The sequence below is a fragment of the Longimicrobiales bacterium genome, assembly GCA_029245345.1.
In the GTDB taxonomy this organism is placed as follows: domain Bacteria; phylum Gemmatimonadota; class Gemmatimonadetes; order Longimicrobiales; family Gaopeijiaceae; genus CALFPJ01.
The window spans coordinates 34,420-50,357 of the sequence record JAQWPM010000013.1; the positions used below are offsets into that span (position 1 = coordinate 34,420).

The 15,938-nt window shown below is 61.6% G+C and carries 13 protein-coding genes; 8 read left to right on the top strand and 5 right to left on the bottom strand.

What is annotated here, in order from left to right; genetic code table 11:
* The first annotated feature begins 136 nt into the window (after positions 1–136).
* The 3 genes from P8L30_07160 (at position 137) to P8L30_07170 (ending at position 2,405) form a co-directional block, all read left to right on the top strand.
* Complete coding sequence (locus tag P8L30_07160; GenBank protein ID MDG2239965.1) at positions 137–334, top strand: hypothetical protein; 198 nt, start codon at positions 137–139, stop codon at positions 332–334.
* A gap of 243 nt (positions 335–577) precedes the next feature.
* Positions 578–754, top strand: coding sequence for a hypothetical protein (locus P8L30_07165; protein ID MDG2239966.1), 177 nt, complete (start codon positions 578–580; stop codon positions 752–754).
* Positions 755–857: 103 nt separating this feature from the next.
* On the top strand, positions 858–2,405 hold the full coding sequence (locus tag P8L30_07170; protein MDG2239967.1) for a M20/M25/M40 family metallo-hydrolase: 1,548 nt from the start codon (positions 858–860) through the stop codon (positions 2,403–2,405).
* Between the two features lie 15 nt (positions 2,406–2,420).
* Here P8L30_07170 and P8L30_07175 read toward each other — a convergent pair whose 3' ends face one another.
* Positions 2,421–3,995 carry a benzoate-CoA ligase family protein gene (locus tag P8L30_07175; protein ID MDG2239968.1) on the bottom strand — a complete coding sequence of 525 codons (1,575 nt, stop codon included), beginning with the start codon at positions 3,993–3,995 and terminating at the stop codon, positions 2,421–2,423.
* On the bottom strand, positions 3,992–4,261 hold the full coding sequence (locus P8L30_07180) for an Lrp/AsnC ligand binding domain-containing protein (GenBank protein ID MDG2239969.1): 270 nt from the start codon (positions 4,259–4,261) through the stop codon (positions 3,992–3,994). Before P8L30_07180 ends, P8L30_07175 begins: the two co-directional genes overlap by 4 nt.
* A gap of 301 nt (positions 4,262–4,562) precedes the next feature.
* On the opposite strand from P8L30_07180, the gene P8L30_07185 reads away from it, so the two are divergent.
* Complete coding sequence (locus tag P8L30_07185) at positions 4,563–6,242, top strand: M1 family metallopeptidase (GenBank protein ID MDG2239970.1); 1,680 nt, start codon at positions 4,563–4,565, stop codon at positions 6,240–6,242.
* Between the two features lie 33 nt (positions 6,243–6,275).
* Here P8L30_07185 and P8L30_07190 read toward each other — a convergent pair whose 3' ends face one another.
* Entirely contained in the window at positions 6,276–8,690 is a 2,415-nt protein-coding gene (locus P8L30_07190; protein MDG2239971.1) for a DUF5916 domain-containing protein, read from the bottom strand.
* A gap of 114 nt (positions 8,691–8,804) precedes the next feature.
* Entirely contained in the window at positions 8,805–9,065 is a 261-nt protein-coding gene (locus P8L30_07195) for a hypothetical protein (GenBank protein MDG2239972.1), read from the bottom strand.
* A 313-nt stretch (positions 9,066–9,378) separates the two neighbouring features.
* On the opposite strand from P8L30_07195, the gene P8L30_07200 reads away from it, so the two are divergent.
* Together P8L30_07200 and P8L30_07205 are read left to right on the top strand one after the other, a co-directional pair.
* A complete protein-coding gene (locus P8L30_07200) occupies positions 9,379–9,768 on the top strand; it encodes a PhnA domain-containing protein (GenBank protein MDG2239973.1) in 390 nt (129 codons plus the stop codon).
* The gene (locus P8L30_07205; GenBank protein ID MDG2239974.1) at positions 9,768–11,648 is read left to right on the top strand and encodes a hypothetical protein; all 1,881 of its coding nucleotides are present in this window, start codon (positions 9,768–9,770) and stop codon (positions 11,646–11,648) included. Before P8L30_07200 ends, P8L30_07205 begins: the two co-directional genes overlap by 1 nt.
* Before the next feature lie 70 nt (positions 11,649–11,718).
* Here the strand turns inward: P8L30_07205 and P8L30_07210 are convergent, their stop codons facing one another.
* Positions 11,719–11,979: a hypothetical protein gene (locus P8L30_07210; protein MDG2239975.1), complete on the bottom strand. Its 261-nt coding sequence runs from the start codon at positions 11,977–11,979 to the stop codon at positions 11,719–11,721.
* Positions 11,980–12,584: 605 nt separating this feature from the next.
* Between P8L30_07210 and P8L30_07215 the strand changes: the two genes are divergently transcribed.
* Both P8L30_07215 and P8L30_07220 read left to right on the top strand, forming a co-directional pair.
* Positions 12,585–14,072 carry an acyl-CoA dehydrogenase gene (locus tag P8L30_07215; GenBank protein ID MDG2239976.1) on the top strand — a complete coding sequence of 496 codons (1,488 nt, stop codon included), beginning with the start codon at positions 12,585–12,587 and terminating at the stop codon, positions 14,070–14,072.
* A 115-nt stretch (positions 14,073–14,187) separates the two neighbouring features.
* On the top strand, positions 14,188–15,930 hold the full coding sequence (locus tag P8L30_07220; protein MDG2239977.1) for a D-aminoacylase: 1,743 nt from the start codon (positions 14,188–14,190) through the stop codon (positions 15,928–15,930).
* Positions 15,931–15,938: the final 8 nt, after the last annotated feature.

The following is a 15,938-nucleotide window of genomic DNA, read 5'->3' on the forward strand; positions in this document are numbered from 1 at the left end:
TCAGGTTATGCAGCCGGGTTCTCTGTCGCTACTGGATCCCGTGTTTCTGTCCGCCGTCGCCTGTTGGCTGAGCCCTACAGCCCAAGGCCCAACCCAGTGGCTCTTGGGGCCGAAGCCCGGGATGTGGTGGACATGGTTGCACGCGAAGAGGGCCTCGATCGGGCTCGGGCTCGGAGCGACCATGCTTGTGCCCCTCACCGTGCTTCTCGGTGCGGTCCTGCGGGGCTTCGCGCTGGACCCGGTCACTCCAGTAACGCTGGTGTGGGTCGTCCTGGCTCTGTTCGTGTGGGGACGCTGGCCAGTGTCGTGCCTGCCACACGGGCATTGCGCGTAGACCCGGTGGCTGTGCTGAAGACGACCTAGCGGCTCGGCTGGCCGAACGGCCGAGTATGCCTAGTGGACCGGCTAGCGCTAGATCTTTCCGGTGGCTGTCTTGGGAAGTTCTTCGGCATGAAAAAAAGCTCATTCTGGGACGCAGTCGGCCAATGGATTAGAAGTCGGTCGTGCTCTTTGCAGCTTTTTGGAGTTGTCCAACCATGGCCCCTGACCAACCTCTCTGATCCAGCTCGAGTTGCCGATGCTCAGTCCCAAGCGCTTCCTCACATTCGTTGGTGTTCTCTGCGCCGCCTTCACCGACTCACACCACTACTCGGTTGGGATCCGGCATGTCTTCGTGGAGGGTGGGGAGGTTCTCGACGAAGGTCAGATGACCGCGGCTCGTCCTGGCCGTTTCTTGGAGCGCGCAGGCCGGTAGCGCTGACGGAGAACCTGTGGCTGACGCTCCACCGTCGGCGCAGTACATTGGTGCTTGCCCCCGCACATCGATGTTGCCGATCCGTCTTCGCAGGAAGAATCCAATGAAGTGCGTCGCCCGAACCCTCGCAGCGTTCTCGATTTTGGCCGCTCTCGCCGCACCTGCCGCCTCCCAAGAGGTCGTGCACTGGGATGTCGTGGATGACATCCGCACGGAGGGCTTGGACAACTCTCAGGTTATGGAATACGCCGGTTACCTCACGGATGTGATCGGGCCGCGCCTCACTGCGTCTCCCAACATGCGTGAGGCTCAGGAATACGTAATGGATCAGCTCCGCGCGCTCGGACTTTCAGCCATCGTGAAAGAGCCTTGGGGCGAAGAGGCCGTGGGCTGGGAGGTTCAGCGTGTATCCGTTCACATGACCGCGCCGGATTACCAAATGGTCATCGCGTATCCCTATGCGTTAACACCGGGAACGGACGGGCCGATCGTGACGCAGGCGGTAAACGCGGTGATCGAGACACGGGCGGATCTGGCCAAGTATCGGGGCCGTCTGGACGGCGCGATTGTGCTGGCTACACCGCCCATGCCGACGAGTCCGCGTTTTGTGCAGGACGCTTTTCGGCACACAGACGAATCCCTTCGGGTTTTTGAGACCGAAGGCCGTGATGTCATCAGCCAGACGTATGCTCGGGGCCAACTGGAACAGTCAACGTTCAGGCGCGAGGGGATCTCGGAAGCCGAGGTCGAGGAGTTCTACGCCTCGGAGGGCGTCGCTGTTGTGCTGAAGGCCAGCATCGGCGGAGACGGGACGGTCTCAGTGACGGGGCACCCGACCACGAGCGGAAATAGGACCCGGGCGGCCGTTGAGGCTGCGCTTCCGACTCTGGCGGTCGCTGCGGAGCACTACAACCGCTTATACAGGCTCAACGAGCGGGGCCTGCCGGTGACGATGGAGGTGGACGTCCGCGTGGCCATCGATGAAACGGACACGCGCACCTACAACGTCTTCGCAGAGATCCCGGGAACGGATCTAGCGCACGAGATAGTGGGCATCGGGGCGCACCTAGACTCCTGGCACAGTGGGACCGGAGCCACGGATAACGCCGGTGGTGTGTCTGTGATGCTTGAGGCGATGCGTATTCTGAAGTCGATCGATGTACAGCCGCGGCGCACGATCCGTGTCTTCCTGTGGAGCTACGAAGAGGGAGGGCTGCGCGGATCGAGAGGATACGTGAAGAACCACCTGGGTAACGCTTCCGAAGGGACCACGACTCCCGCACACGACAACTTTTCGGTCTATCTCAACACCGATAACGGGACGGGGCAGGCAAGGGGTGTGCATCTACAAGGGAACCGCCCCGCGGCACCCATATTCGAGGCATGGATGAAGCCGTTCTTGGATCTGGGTGTGGAGACGCTGTCCCAGTTCAGTAACCGGGCCACCGATCACCAGTCGTTCAATGAGGCGGGGCTGCCGGGCTTTCAGTTACTGCAGGACCGGATCGACTATCGCGCACGGACGCACCACTTCAGCATGGACAACTTCGATCAACTGTTGCCGAGAGATCTCGCCATCAACGCGACTGTGGTCGCGAGTTTCGCCTATCATGCGGCGATGCGCGAAGGGGTGTTCCCGCGTCCTAGATGAGCAGGCCGGAACGGTTCAGCCGGGGTGCCGCAGTCGGTACCGCTGGATCTTCCCGGTCGCGGTCTTCGGCAGCTCTTTGACGAACTCGATCCACCTGGGGCGCTTGTAGGCCGCCATGTTCTCGACGCAATGCGTAATCAAGTCGGCCGTCATGTCGTCGTTGGCGGGTTGGCCTTCTTGGAGCACAACAAATGCCTTGGGTTTGACCAGGTCCGAGCCGTCCGTTGCACCGACCACGGCACATTCGAGGACTGCGGCGTGAGCGATCAGGGTGCTTTCCACCTCTACGGGGGAAACCCAGATGCCGCCTACTTTGAGCATGTCGTCGGTGCGGCCTGCGTGCCAGAAATATCCGTCCTCGTCCTCCAAGTACTTGTCACCCGTGTCGAGCCACTCACCCAGAAAGGTCTGACGCGATCTCTCGGGGTCGTGTAGGTAGAAGAGGGTCGACGTCTCTCCTTTGATGTGGAGGTTCCCGATCTCTCCCTGAGGCACGGGTGCCCCGTCTGGATCGACGAGGCGGCACTCGTATCCCGGGACCGGCTTGCCACTACTGCCCGGACGGACATCGCCCGGCCGGTTCGAGACGAAGATGTGGAAGTTCTCGGTCGATCCAATGCCGTCGATCAGTTCGATGCCGGTGCGATCGAAGAAGTCCTGCCAAACTGGGGCGGGCAGCGCCTCGCCGGCCGAGACGCCAAGACGAATCGAGCACACGGCGTAGACGTTCGTGAAGTCGTCGACGGCGAGAATCGAGGCGTAGCTGGTCGGGGAGGTGAAGAAGATGGTCGGTCGGTGACGATCAACGACTGCGAGGACGTCCTTGGCCTGCCTCGGGCTCCCTGGATACAGCACGGAGGACGCTCCCACGAACCACGGGAAGATCAGATTCCCGCCGAGCCCGAAGGTGAAGAACAGCTTTGCGACCGAGAAGGTCCGGTCCTCGGCGGTCAGGCCGAGCACGTCGACGCCCCAGAGTTGTGCGGTGAGGGGGAGGTCCTGATGACTGTGCAAGATGCCCTTCGGGCGGCCCGTCGTGCCGCTCGAGTAGTTGAGTGTCGCGTAGTCGGTTCGGTGCGTGTCAGCCGCGGTCAGCTCAGTGGGTTCGCCAGATATCCACGATTCGTAGGTTAGGAACGCATCGTCGCGGTCTCCTTCAGAGCCGATAACGACCACGTGCTCGACGCTGGGCGCTTGGGGGATGGCCTCCTCCACGACTGAGACGAGTGACGCATGCACCAACAGTACCCGAGGTCGTGCGTCCCGCAGGACGTAGGTCTGTTCCTTTATGGTGAGCAACGTGCTCATGCCGACGGCGACAGCACCGACTTTCAGGCATGCGAAGAACGCGATCGGCCACTCTGCAGTGTCCAGACTCAGGAACGCAACCGTGTCGCCCTGGCGTACGCCGAGCTTGAGAAGTGCGTTGCCGACGCGATCGACCTCTTCGGCGACTTGGCCGAAGGTCAACTCTCGGTCGTCAGTGACGAGCGCGACTGAGTCGGCTCTGTCGATCAGATTGCGCGAGAGGATGTCGACCGCGTTGTAGTACTCGGGAAGGTCCGCGGCTCGGCGTGCGCCTCGGGTCACGCCGAGAACATGCCTTCGACGTCTTCTCGGGTGTAAACCCGGAAGGCAATCATCGTCTCGGTTTTTACGATACCCTCCAGATGTCGCATGCTGTCGCTCACGACGTCCGCCACGTCCTCATTGCTTTGGACGCGAACGATGGCGATGAGGTCGTATCGGCCCGCTACGGAGAACACCTCTTTGATGCCGTTCATCTCGACCAGTGTCTCGGCTAGGGTGTTGATTTTGTCGGTTTCGGCTTCGATGAGAACTACTGCGGTGACCATGACTGAAGTCCTCCAATCGGGCTTGTCGGGTTGGCACTGAATTTGGCCTATCATGAGGCTGAAGGTGAGAGATGTACAGGCGTGCGTCGCACCGGCTTGCTTTGATAGGGATGCTGGCTGAAGGTTGCCTTCGATTCATATCCCGAGGCATCACTCGACCCGAAGGGAAAAGGTACTCCAGCATGGCGAAGCACAGTGGGTGACCACGAAGTTCATGCCTCGTGGTGAAGGGCTGAACATCGTGACTTCACTGGCACAGCCAGAAACTGCGTAGCCGTCGGCCTCAACAATGGACTTTCGCATGTTCCGTTTGCCCCGTTTCACCGTGATCGCAGCACTGTCGACCCTCTTTTGGACGATGGCTGCCATTCCGGCGAGCGACGTGACCGTCGCTCTAGAGTCAGTGACTTCTGCCGTTCGCTTCGATGCGTATGTGAAACAACCCGGCATCGACGCGATCCACTACACCTTTGGGATCACCCTGAGTGATGAGTCGGACGAGATCCGAGCAGAGTCCGTTGCTGATCTGCGCTTCGTTCAGGGCGGGGTCACCAGCCTGTTTCTCGACCTCACGTCAATCATGTCTGAGGGGACAGGGATGGTTGTGGAGTCCGTCACGATGGACGGGCGTCCCGTCGCGTTCGTCCACGAAGACGATCATCTCACACTGACTCTGGACGTTGCACCCGCGGTCGGTGAGCGCCGACGGTTCACGGTGCGTTACAGCGGCATTCCTGGGGCGGGACTGTGGATCGGCCTCAATCGGCATGACGAGCGGAGTTTCTTCAGCACGAACTGGCCCGACGAAGCCCGCGAGTGGTTGCCCGTGATCGACCATCCGTCCGACAAAGCGACGAGCGAGTTCATCGTCGTAGCGCCCGATCACTACCAGGTCGTGGCGAACGGACTGCTCGTCGAGCAGAACGACCGGCCGGACGGGACGCGAAGAACGCATTGGAAACAATCAGTACCGATCTCTACGTGGCTCAACGCACTGGGAGTGGCGCGCTTCACTTCGCGGACATTCGCCACAGTCGATGGCGGCATCGAGCTGCAGACCTGGGTGAGCCATCAAGAACGTGAGGAAGGCATCGCCACCTTCGAGATTCCCGTCATGCAGGCGTACGACTTCTACACCTCCCATATCGGACCGTATTCGTACGAGAAGTTGGCGAACGTCGAGGCTGCCGGGATGGGTGGAGGAATGGAGCACGCGAGCGTCATCTTCTACGGCGAAAGATCCGTCTCGATGGAGCCCGCGACAGGACTCGTGGCGCATGAAATCGCACACCAGTGGTGGGGAAATTCGGTCACGGAGAGCGATTGGAACGACGTGTGGCTCAGTGAGGGATTCGCCACCTACTTCACGCTCCTGACGACCGAACACTACCGTGGACGCGACGCTTTTGTGGCCGGCCTGCAACGCAGTCGCGCTTCGGTTTTCGAAGCAGAAGAGAGGCGTCCTGACGCTTCAGTCGTCCATCCGGACTTAGGTGACATGAGCGGCATCTTCAATGGTCTCCAGTACGGAAAGGGCGGGTGGGTCCTACACGTGCTTCGCGGCCAGATAGGGACCGAGTTGTTCTGGGCCGGCATTCGCGAATACTATGCGCTCTATCAGAACAGCACCGCTTCCACCGACGACTTTCAGCGAGTGATGGAGGAAGTGTCGGGCCAGGAACTACAGTGGTTCTTCGATCAGTGGCTGCGCAGGGAAGGGTCCTCGCCGATGGTCGAGGGAACGTGGGCGTACCAGGGCGGCCAGATCGTTTTGGAGCTGACTCAGACGCAACCGGGTGCCCCATACCGGGTAGGGCTCGACGTTGGGATCACAGCGGACGGGGACGGATCTCGGGTCGAAAGGGTCGAGATGACAGAGAAGTCCCAGCGGTTTGAGATCGCGGTTGGCGATGCGGTCACGGGTGTCGTGCTGGACCCTGGGACTTGGATGCTTGCTGGACTGTCGCTGGAGCGCCGCTGAATCGCTGCGGATCTCTAGGACCAAAAAGGCCCGCTACTTCCTGAACAGGTAGCTGAATTTCACAAATAAGCCTTCTTCGACCGGGTCGAGCCGCGAGAGCTGGTAGCTGCGCTCACCGACCATCAATCGACTGTATCCGAAGTAGACGATCGTTCCCGGCGATGGTTCGTACTGGAGCAGGAATTGTCCCTGAAACTCGCCACCCTCTCTAGCCGCTACCGGAGTCCCCGCGTAGGCGAGTTGCTGGCCCGTGGTGGGGTCTTGGAGGGCTTCACGGTTGTCCAACTCGTATTGGACGCTGCCACGCGCCATCAGCGATTTGTTGAACTGATATTGGAGTCGGAAGTTCGTCACGTTCACCGTCGAATAGAGTTCCTTGTTCGATATGGTGACCGTGCGCTGCACGGAGGTACCCAGGCCATTGAGGCCCGATGTGGACTGGGTGAGGGCTTCTGTCTCTTCTGAAGTGCGCCAAATCCTGGAGAACGTGTGATTCAGTGAAACCTGAAGGCGTATCGTCGGACGCCATTGAACGTCAGGGCGGAATTGGAGCTCGTAGCCGCGTGACGCTTCAGAGAAAATTGGAATCTCTCTGGCGATGAACGAGCCGTTCATATTCAACTGATTGTTGATGCGCGTTCGCGGCATGATCGCGATGCCCTTCAGATTTTGGAGCGCCTCTGGTGTGACGAACGCTGCCTGGGCGCCCCCGTCATCAACCACCGTGTAGTACCGGTAGGCTTCTGGCCGGAAGCGGAAGTACCCGTTCCGCAGGACGATCGTGAGGCTTCGGCCACCCTTGAAGGCGAACGAAGGCGTCACTCGGACTTCGTGTTCAAACGGAGTGTCTCCGCTCCAGAAGCCGTCGTGATCGAAGTAGTTCGTCGTAGTGATCGAGAGAGATTTTCGCTCGAGCGTGGCGCCCGCCCGTCCGAATCGAGTGAGCGTCGCACCGGCGTTCACCTGCGTGTCACCGGCGCGTGTGATGAATCCGCTGCGAGCACGAAAGTCTGGGTGAATGTCCGTCAGGCTCATGTTCCAGTTGAACGTGCGCCCACTCTTTGCGAACGCGGCCGTGAAGAGTGGCTTGAATCCGGTATGTCCTAGGTCAGTTGCGGTGCGGTCAAAGCTGCCCGCGAACTGGGTGGTGAGCGTGTAGCGGCCCTTGATCAGGAACCGAGCATCGGCAGCGACCAGTCGATTGAACGCTCCGGAACCGTCGGTCAGCACGCGATCCGTGTAGAGCATGCCCACTGTTGAGCCCGTGCCTACATCGCGTCGTGCTCTGAAGATGTTGAAGCCGGCCCGCCCGCTGCCGCCACTGATCGACGTAGGACTGTCGTCGAGTGCTCCGATGTAGCCCATGCTGACGCCGCCGATTTTCGCGGTGAGCTTCGCGCCGCCAATGGGATCCACGATCTGCCGGGTGTGCACGAGTCGCTGGGGTGTGCTGAAGATGTCCGCGCCTTCCAAGAAGAACGCACGCTTTTCCGCGAAAAACAGGGTGAAGCGTTCGTTCACCGTGAGTCGATTGACGTCAGCCTCGACCTGTGAAAAATCTGGATTGTATGTGCCGTCCAGTACGATGTTCTGGGTGATACCGACGCGGGCGTTCACGCCGAAGTCGCCCTCCGGGTCGGCGCGCTGGAAGGATCCGGTGGCCAGAGTGCCTTCTCGCACTCCGGTGATCACCGGGTTCACTTCGATGAGCCGACGTGGGTGGATGTCCCGGAGGCCTACGAGGCGTCCACTCTGAGCGAGCGTGCTCGTAGCGTTCTTGGTCAGGGGAGCCCAGGACTGCTTGAAGCTCCGGCGCTTCACTTCGCGGGCAACCTGGAGCCCCCACGTCTGTTCCGGAACCTCACGGAATCGGAGAGAGACGTACGGGATGCGCACCTCAGCCGTCCAGCCTTCTGCGTCCACGTGCCCATCGGATTCCCAGAGGAAATCAGGGTTGTAGTCGACTGAGCTGGCCGCGCTGCTGCGGCCTCGACCACTGCTGCGGCCTTCGACCCACAAGCCGTCGGTTTGGAGACCCAACGGGTTTACATAGAAGATGTAGCCCTGACGCTGGTCGTTATACGTATCGAGCGTGAGGCGGACCCAGTCGTCGTTGAACACGACTCGGTCTCGTTCTCCCAAACGTGCGAGGATCAGCTCGGGGTTCTCATCGTACGCCCGGATGCCGAAGTAGATCGCTTCGTCGGTATAGAACACCCTGACCTCTGTGTTTTCCGACGCCTCGATGCCTTCCACGGGCTCGTACTGCGTGAATCCGGTCAGGATGGCTGCGTCCGACCAAACAGCCTCATCCATTCGGCCGTCGATGCTAACGGACGGGCTGGAAATCCGGGGCGGGCTCACATCCAAATGGCCCGCACGCCCGCTGTAGATGACGGAATCCGCTGGTGCGGAGAGCAGAGCCACGAGGCTCAGAAGCTTCAGCATATGAAATCTACAAGAACAGGTGCGGAGGGCCCGCGTTTAGGTCCTCTAGGACACGCGCCTCCCCGAAGGTGCTGGCCGGGGAAAGTCGACACCGACCCGGCGCGTGAACGGAGGCTAAGTCAGCTCCGTATCTGAGGAGGGGGCTCCGCGTTGTTTGTCCGGAGCCTCAAGCAGCTGTTTGTAGAAGTCCCGTTCCTCTTCGAGTCGGCCGAGCCGGCCGCTCAGGTCATCCATCGCCTCGTTGATCCTCCCCGCGTCGCCCGGGCTGAACTGAGGAGCTTCGCTCGGTGCTTTGACTTGGGGAACTCGACGAGTCAGGACTCTTCCGATCGTCAAGATCATGACCATGATGATGATGAACTCGAATACGCCCACTGCGCGCGTCCTCCGAAGGATGCCAATCGTGGCAGGAAGATCCCTGCCTACCAGAAGATAGTCGATGCTAGCTTATCGCAACGAGCCGAGCCCACCCGAAACGCAGAGTGTGATGAGTATAGGAGATGCCCTTCGCCTTCGCAGTGAAGCCAGGTGCGAGCTGTGTCGTGGCATCGACGATCTCGCCGTTGTCGACGTGCCGCCGGACAGGGATGGGTCTCCGGATCGGTGTGTGCTGATTTGCAGCTCCTGTGTGGCGGCTCTCGACCACCCGGCAGCCGACGCCCAACGATGGCGCCCCCTAGCTGACACCATGTGGACCCCTGTTCCGGCGGTCCAAGTGATGGCATGGCGCGTCTTGAAACGACTGCCTGCTGAGAGCTGGGCGCAGGACCTCCTAGAGACGCTTTACCTGGACGAGGAAACCCGGCTCTGGGCCGAAGCGATGGATCAGGCACCCGACGACGCAGATCACGGTGGCCCCGCGCTCGTGCACCGGGACGGCAACGGAACGGTCTTGGCGGACGGGGATGCGGTGACCCTCATCAAGGACCTCAAGGTGAAGGGTGCGGGCTTCACCGCGAAACGAGGGACGGCTGTCCGTAACATCACCCTGGTTCGCGACAACGCGGGCCACATCGAGGGGAAGGTGAGCGGACAGCAGATCGTCATCCTCACCGAGTTCGTGAAGAAGTCGGGCTGATGGATTCCGGGACGCCGCGGGAGCGCTATGTCGAGCTCCGAGCGCACCACCAAGAGGGTCTCGATTCGTCGAAGGCCCGGTCTTTCCGGCTTGGCACCTCGAGGGCGATCACTTTTGTGGGCCTCAGCGCCGGGCTGGTCGCGTTCGATGTGCTCGAGGGCGCCGGTGAGACGGTGGCGCTCCTGGTCAGCGCCGCTCTTCTGGCGGTCTTTGTTTGGCAGGTAATGGTTCACCGCGGTGTGCGGCGGGAGCAGCGGTGGCATGCGGTGCTGCTGGGTCTGGTGAACGAAGGCGTTCTGAGGTCGGATCGCGCATGGGGTGACCTCGACGAGGCGATCCCTGCTCGTGAGCGCCCTGTCGCGGTAGATGTGAGCGGTCACCCGTTCTCTCGAGATCTGGCGGTACTCGGGCCTGCGTCGCTTTTCCGGTTGCTCGGTCCCGTTACGGGTGAGCCAGGCCGAGTGACAGCGTCCGAGTGGCTTCTCGTTCCGGCGACCCCGGAAGTGGCACTGATGCGGTCTGAGGCGGTTCGGGAACTCAGCGAAGCTTTCGACACCCGTCTGACCCTCGCGGCGCACGGGCGCTTGGCGCCTGATGCCGATCCGCGGGCGGTGTCCAAGTTCCAGGAGTGGGCGGCGGGTGAGGCCTGGATGCTCGGAGAAAGCAGGATCCGAGTGGCGGCGTGGATTCTCCCGACGCTTCTCATTGGTGCCGCGGCCGCAGACATCTTCATGGGAGCGCCTCCTTTTTGGCTGCTACCCGGCCTGGTGCAACTCGGGGTCGTTCGTCGAGTGACGAAGCGTCTGAGTGATGACTTCGCGGCGGTCGAATACATGGCGCCCGCGCTGGCCGCCTACGTTCCCCAACTCCGCGAAGTCTCCTCGTGGCAGATGCAGGCGCCTGCACTCCGCGATGTAGTCGCGCGAATGGAGAGCGACGGAAGGCCCGCCCACGAACGACTGGCAAGCCTTGGACGTCTCGTAGACACGGTGGCGAGCAGGAGAAACATCGTCTACGCGAGCCTCGCTCCCTTTCTGTTGCTCGACGTTCACCTCGCGGTCCGGTTGGACCGGTGGAGGTCAGCGCACGGGCCGAATGCGGTTGGCTGGATCGGCGCCTTGGGGGAAATGGAGGCGTTGTGTGGACTCGGGTCTCTTGCGCATGACCACCCGGAGTGGGCGTTTCCTGAGTGGAATGAGGACGGATCTGCAAGGGTCGAAGCGAGCTCTTTGGGCCACCCTCTGCTCGCTCCGGGCGACTGCGTCAGAAATGACGTCACGGTTGGGCCTCCGGGCAGCTTCACATTGGTGACCGGCTCGAATATGTCCGGGAAGAGCACCCTTTTACGTAGCATCGGTACCAACGCGGTCCTGGCCGGCGCGGGCGCCCCGGTGTGTGCCGCCTCCATGAGCCTCCCGCGACTCCGTGTACGTACGTCGATGAGCATCGAGGATTCGCTTTCGACTGGAGTGTCGTTGTTCATGGCGCAGTTGCTTCGCGTCCGCGACATCGTTCAGGAAGCCGGGAGCGGTGACTCGGAAGAGGGCCCGGTGCTCTTTTTACTCGATGAAATGCTCCACGGCACCAACAGTGCGGAGCGCAGGATCGCGGCTCAGGCCGTGCTGCGTCATCTGCTCGAACACGAGGCGATTGGTGCGGTCAGCACGCACGACCTAGGCCTCGCGGACTCCGAAGACCTCAGGGCGGCAGCCCATGCCGTCCACTTCCGTGAGACCGTCCATCGTGACCAAGGCACCACCCGACTCGAATTCGATTACCTCATGCGCCCCGGCTTGGCCCAGACGAGCAATGCGTTGGTGCTCCTGGAGGCGGTCGGACTAGATCCCAAGCGTAGCAGGGACGACTCCACCTCCCCCTAGGTCGTGAGGGGGCACGCGCGTGGTTGCTGGGCGGGGACCTCCCGTCAATTCGGTAGAAACAGCGCCATGTTCACCAGATCGACATCGGTCCGCGCGCGTATTTCGCGCGCGGTTCCGCTGAAACCCATAACTCCCCACCCGAAGGGTGGACTGCCATGACGATGGGTACGTCGGGAACCGACACACGCTGAATCACTCGCCGCTCTGCGACGTCGATCACGGAGATGTCGTGACTTGCGGTGTTGTTCACGAAAGCAAGGCGCCCGTTCGGGGTGACGACCAGGGAGAAGGGAGAAGCCCCGATTCCGTCCGACAGCTCTCCGGTGTTCAAATGGGACGCCGTGTTTGATGAACACGATCTTGTCGTCGCCTCGAATGAAGAATGCGTATTCGATGTCTCCGGACATGACTGACCCACCGCTGGACTGCACACCCACGTCCGAGGCAGCTGGAGAATCACCGGAGCAGGCTCCGGCCACGAGACAGAGCGCGTGAAGCGCCAGGGAGGGCTGTCCACGGTGCCCCAGGCGCCGACGGGCAGCAAGCAGTGTCGGACGGGCGTTAGCCCTCCGTGCCGCTGATGACTGACTGGGACGACCCTGCTTATGAGATCAGCCGTTTGAGCGCGAGCTTGCTCTCGAAAATGCGGCTGCTCAGGCCCGGCGATAACTCCACGGGACACGAAGCGGCGACCACCTTCGCTCAACAATTCACCGCGGCGTGCTCATGCTTGTGGGTCGCGCGATCTGTTCGTGGTCGCCAAATTTCTTAGCTTCCTAAGTCCAGTCCCCGGTAGCACACGGGGCTCACATCCCACGCAAGGTATTCATGAGGTCATCCAGGTCATTGGATCTGCTCGCCCCAGGTAGCGAGAAATTGATCTATATGCGGCGTGCATCGGTGTGCAGCGAGAACTCTTTTTGGACTGGAGCCTAGGTGACGGGGCCTCGCACTGCGCAAAACACGACCCCGAGTCCAACGGGGATAGCAGCAGATGGAGCGACTGCCTGGATGGCGTCGGAGTGTGACGGCGTCAAGGGCCGTATCTCTCGTCTGAACACCCGCCTGACGGATATGTCCCTCCCGGGTCACACCACGCCTCAGGCTGAGATCCAACGCGGGCTGATTCGAGACGTCTTTGCCGACGTATGGGATTGCCAGCCACTTCACGGCTTCATGCCGGAAGCGATGGGCGGCTCCACTGAAGAGATCTTGGCGACGGTTGAGACCGTGGCGTATCACCATCTCCCGATGGCCCTGTCCATGGCGATCAACGGGGTCCTCTTTCTTCTCCCCGTCGGCCAGTATGCCGAATCTAGGGTGCGTGATGAGGTGATGAGCCGTTTTTCCGGCTCGGATGTGGTGCTCGGTGGAATGATGATGACCGAGCCGCACTGTGGGACGGACCTCTTCGCAGCAAAGACTACCGCGAAGCGAGGGGCTACGAGCACTCGCATCCGTGGTGAGAAGCATTGGTCCGGACTTACGGGTCACGCAGACTATTGGATGGTCTTCGCGAGGGACGAGGAGGCTGGCCGGCGGGACCGGTTTGCCTTCCATGTCGCATCCGCGGACGATCCGGGCTTCAAAGTCTCCGAGTACTACGAGGCGTGCGGGCTCTGCCCGATTCCGTACGGCCGGACCCAGGTCGACATTGAACTGCCCAACGACGCCAGGATCGGGAAGGGGGCTGCATATTCGTCGGTTGTTGCCGGAATCCTGCAGCGGAGCCGACTGATCTCTGGAGGCGTGGCGCACGGATTCGCCCGGCGTGTGCTGACCGAGGCTCGCAACTATGCCGAGTCTAGGACGGCTTTCGGTGAGCCTTTGGCCCGCCTGGATCAGGTCGCGTACAGGCTGGAGCGCATTCAGTTCACGGAGCTTATGGCTCGGGCTATGCTCTCCTACGCCGCCAACTCAGTAGGCACGCTTCACCAGCCTGTGCCTGAGTCGCGCGGTTGTTCGCGGACCATCAAGGCTTTGGCGACCGGCCTCATGGTCGATGCGTCGGACCACCTCTCTATGATCCAGGGCGCGCACGGGTTCCGTCGGACAACGATGGGCTTAAGCGCTTTGACGGATGCGCACCCGTTCCGGATCTTCGAAGGGCCGAACGATGTCCTCTTCGACCAAGGCGCATGTGACGATCTGCGCCGCGCCAAGGGGCAGAGCCTGGGCGAGATGCTTAGTGGTCACCAGTTCACGCCGAGCACCAGTACACTCGCGAGTCTGCTCGACCGGGGGGTTGAAGATCTCCCCCAGCGCGACCGAGTCGTGCTCGGGCGAATGATTGCCCTGGCCGATGCGATGTGCTGGATGAGCGAGGCCGTGTGTTTCTCGGATGAAGAGCTGGAGTTGGCTGCGCGGCATGCGGAAGCAGATATGGCCCGGATGGCTGTGACGTTGGAGATGACGACGGCCTAAGGTGCACCGCGCCTCGAGTGCATCACCCTCGCTTGCTGCGTTGGCAAGCGCGTACCTTCCCCGCCGTACGTCCCGCGGGCGTAGTGCGCCCGAGACCTCCAGATTGAGACATCGCATGTTCAGACCGGCCCTTGCTTCTGTCTTAGCGCTTGTAGTTTTCTCCGCCTGCGACGACACGACCTCCTACGACGTGCTCATCACGGGCGGCACGGTGTACGACGGCTCCGGCTCCGCCCCCTTCGTGGGTGACGTTGCGATTGACGGCGATCGGGTCGTCGCGGTGGGCGATCTGTCGGGTGCCACTGCGGCCAACGTCGTCGATGCATCGGGAATGGCAGTCTCACCTGGCTTCGTGAACATGCTCTCGTGGGCCACCGAGACTCTCATCGTCGACGGGATGTCTCAGGGGGACATCCGGCAGGGTGTGACGCTGGAAGTCTTCGGCGAAGGCAATTCGATGGGGCCCATGAACGACGCCATGAAGGCCGAGTTCTTGGACGGCTTCAAGGACTTCGTGGGTGGTGAGGATGCGGCCGCCGCGCTCCTCGGTGGGAGCTTCGAAGTGCCGTGGACGTCGCTGGGTGAGTACATGGAGTTCCTTGAAACCAAGGGTGTCTCGACGAATGTGGCCTCGTTCCTAGGTGCGACCACCGCCAGGATTCACGAGCTCGGGTACGCAAACCGTCCACCTGATGCGGAGGAGTTGGACGCGATGCGTGCGCTCACTCATGCCGCCATGCAGGAAGGTGCCGTCGGCATCGGCTCATCGCTCATCTATGCTCCCGCGTTCTATGCGGAGACGGACGAGTTGGTAGCGCTCTCCGAAGTCGCGGGTGAATACGGCGGCATGTACATCTCGCATATGCGTTCCGAGGGGAACCGCATTCTCGAAGCGATCGAAGAGTTGATCACGATATCCCGCGAAGCTGGCCTCCCGGCTGAGATCTATCACCTGAAGCAGGGCGGTGAGGGGAATTGGGACAAACTCGACGATGTGATCGACATGGTCGAAGCGGCGAGGGCTGAAGGCCTGCGGATCACCGCCGACATGTATACCTACACTGCGGGCTCGACGGGCCTGGACGCAGCGATGCCGCCGTGGGTCCAGGAGGGCGGCTACGAGGCGTGGGCGGAGCGCCTGCAGGACCCAGCGGTTCGTGGGCGAGTCATGAGTGAGATGGTGGCGCAGCAGGATGATTGGGAGAACCTCATGCAGGGTGCCACGCCTGAAGGCACGCTCCTCGTCGGCTTCAGGAACCCCGATCTGCGCGGCTATATGGGGCGGACTCTGGCGGACGTTGCCGCCGAGCGGGGTGTGTCGGCCCAGAATGCCGCCATGGATCTCGTTGTCGAGGACGGTAGCCGGGTCCAAGTCGTCTACTTCTTGATGTCCGAAGAAAACGTGAAGCGGCAGATCGCTTTGCCGTGGGTTGCATTCGATTCGGATGCGGGCTCGATGGCGCCTGAGCCTCCGTTCACGGATGCGAGCACACACCCGCGGGCCTACGGCAACTTCGCTCGGCTGCTGGGCAAGTATGTTCGTGAGGAAGGGGTCATCCCCCTGGAAGAAGCGGTACGCCGCCTCACGTCTTTTTCAACGACCAACCTCGGCATCACGGACCGCGGCCTGCTCGCCGAGGGCTACTACGCCGACGTCGTCGTCTTTGACCCCGAGACGATCACTGACCACGCGACGTTCGAGGAACCGCACCAGTATTCGACGGGGGTGATCCACGTGTTCGTCAATGGTGGGCACGTACTGAGCGATGGTGAGCACACGGGTGCTACGCCCGGTCGTGTTGTGAGAGGGCCGGGGTGGACCGGAGGGGGCGATAGGCCACCTGAAGGGAGTCGGTGAGGGTCGGT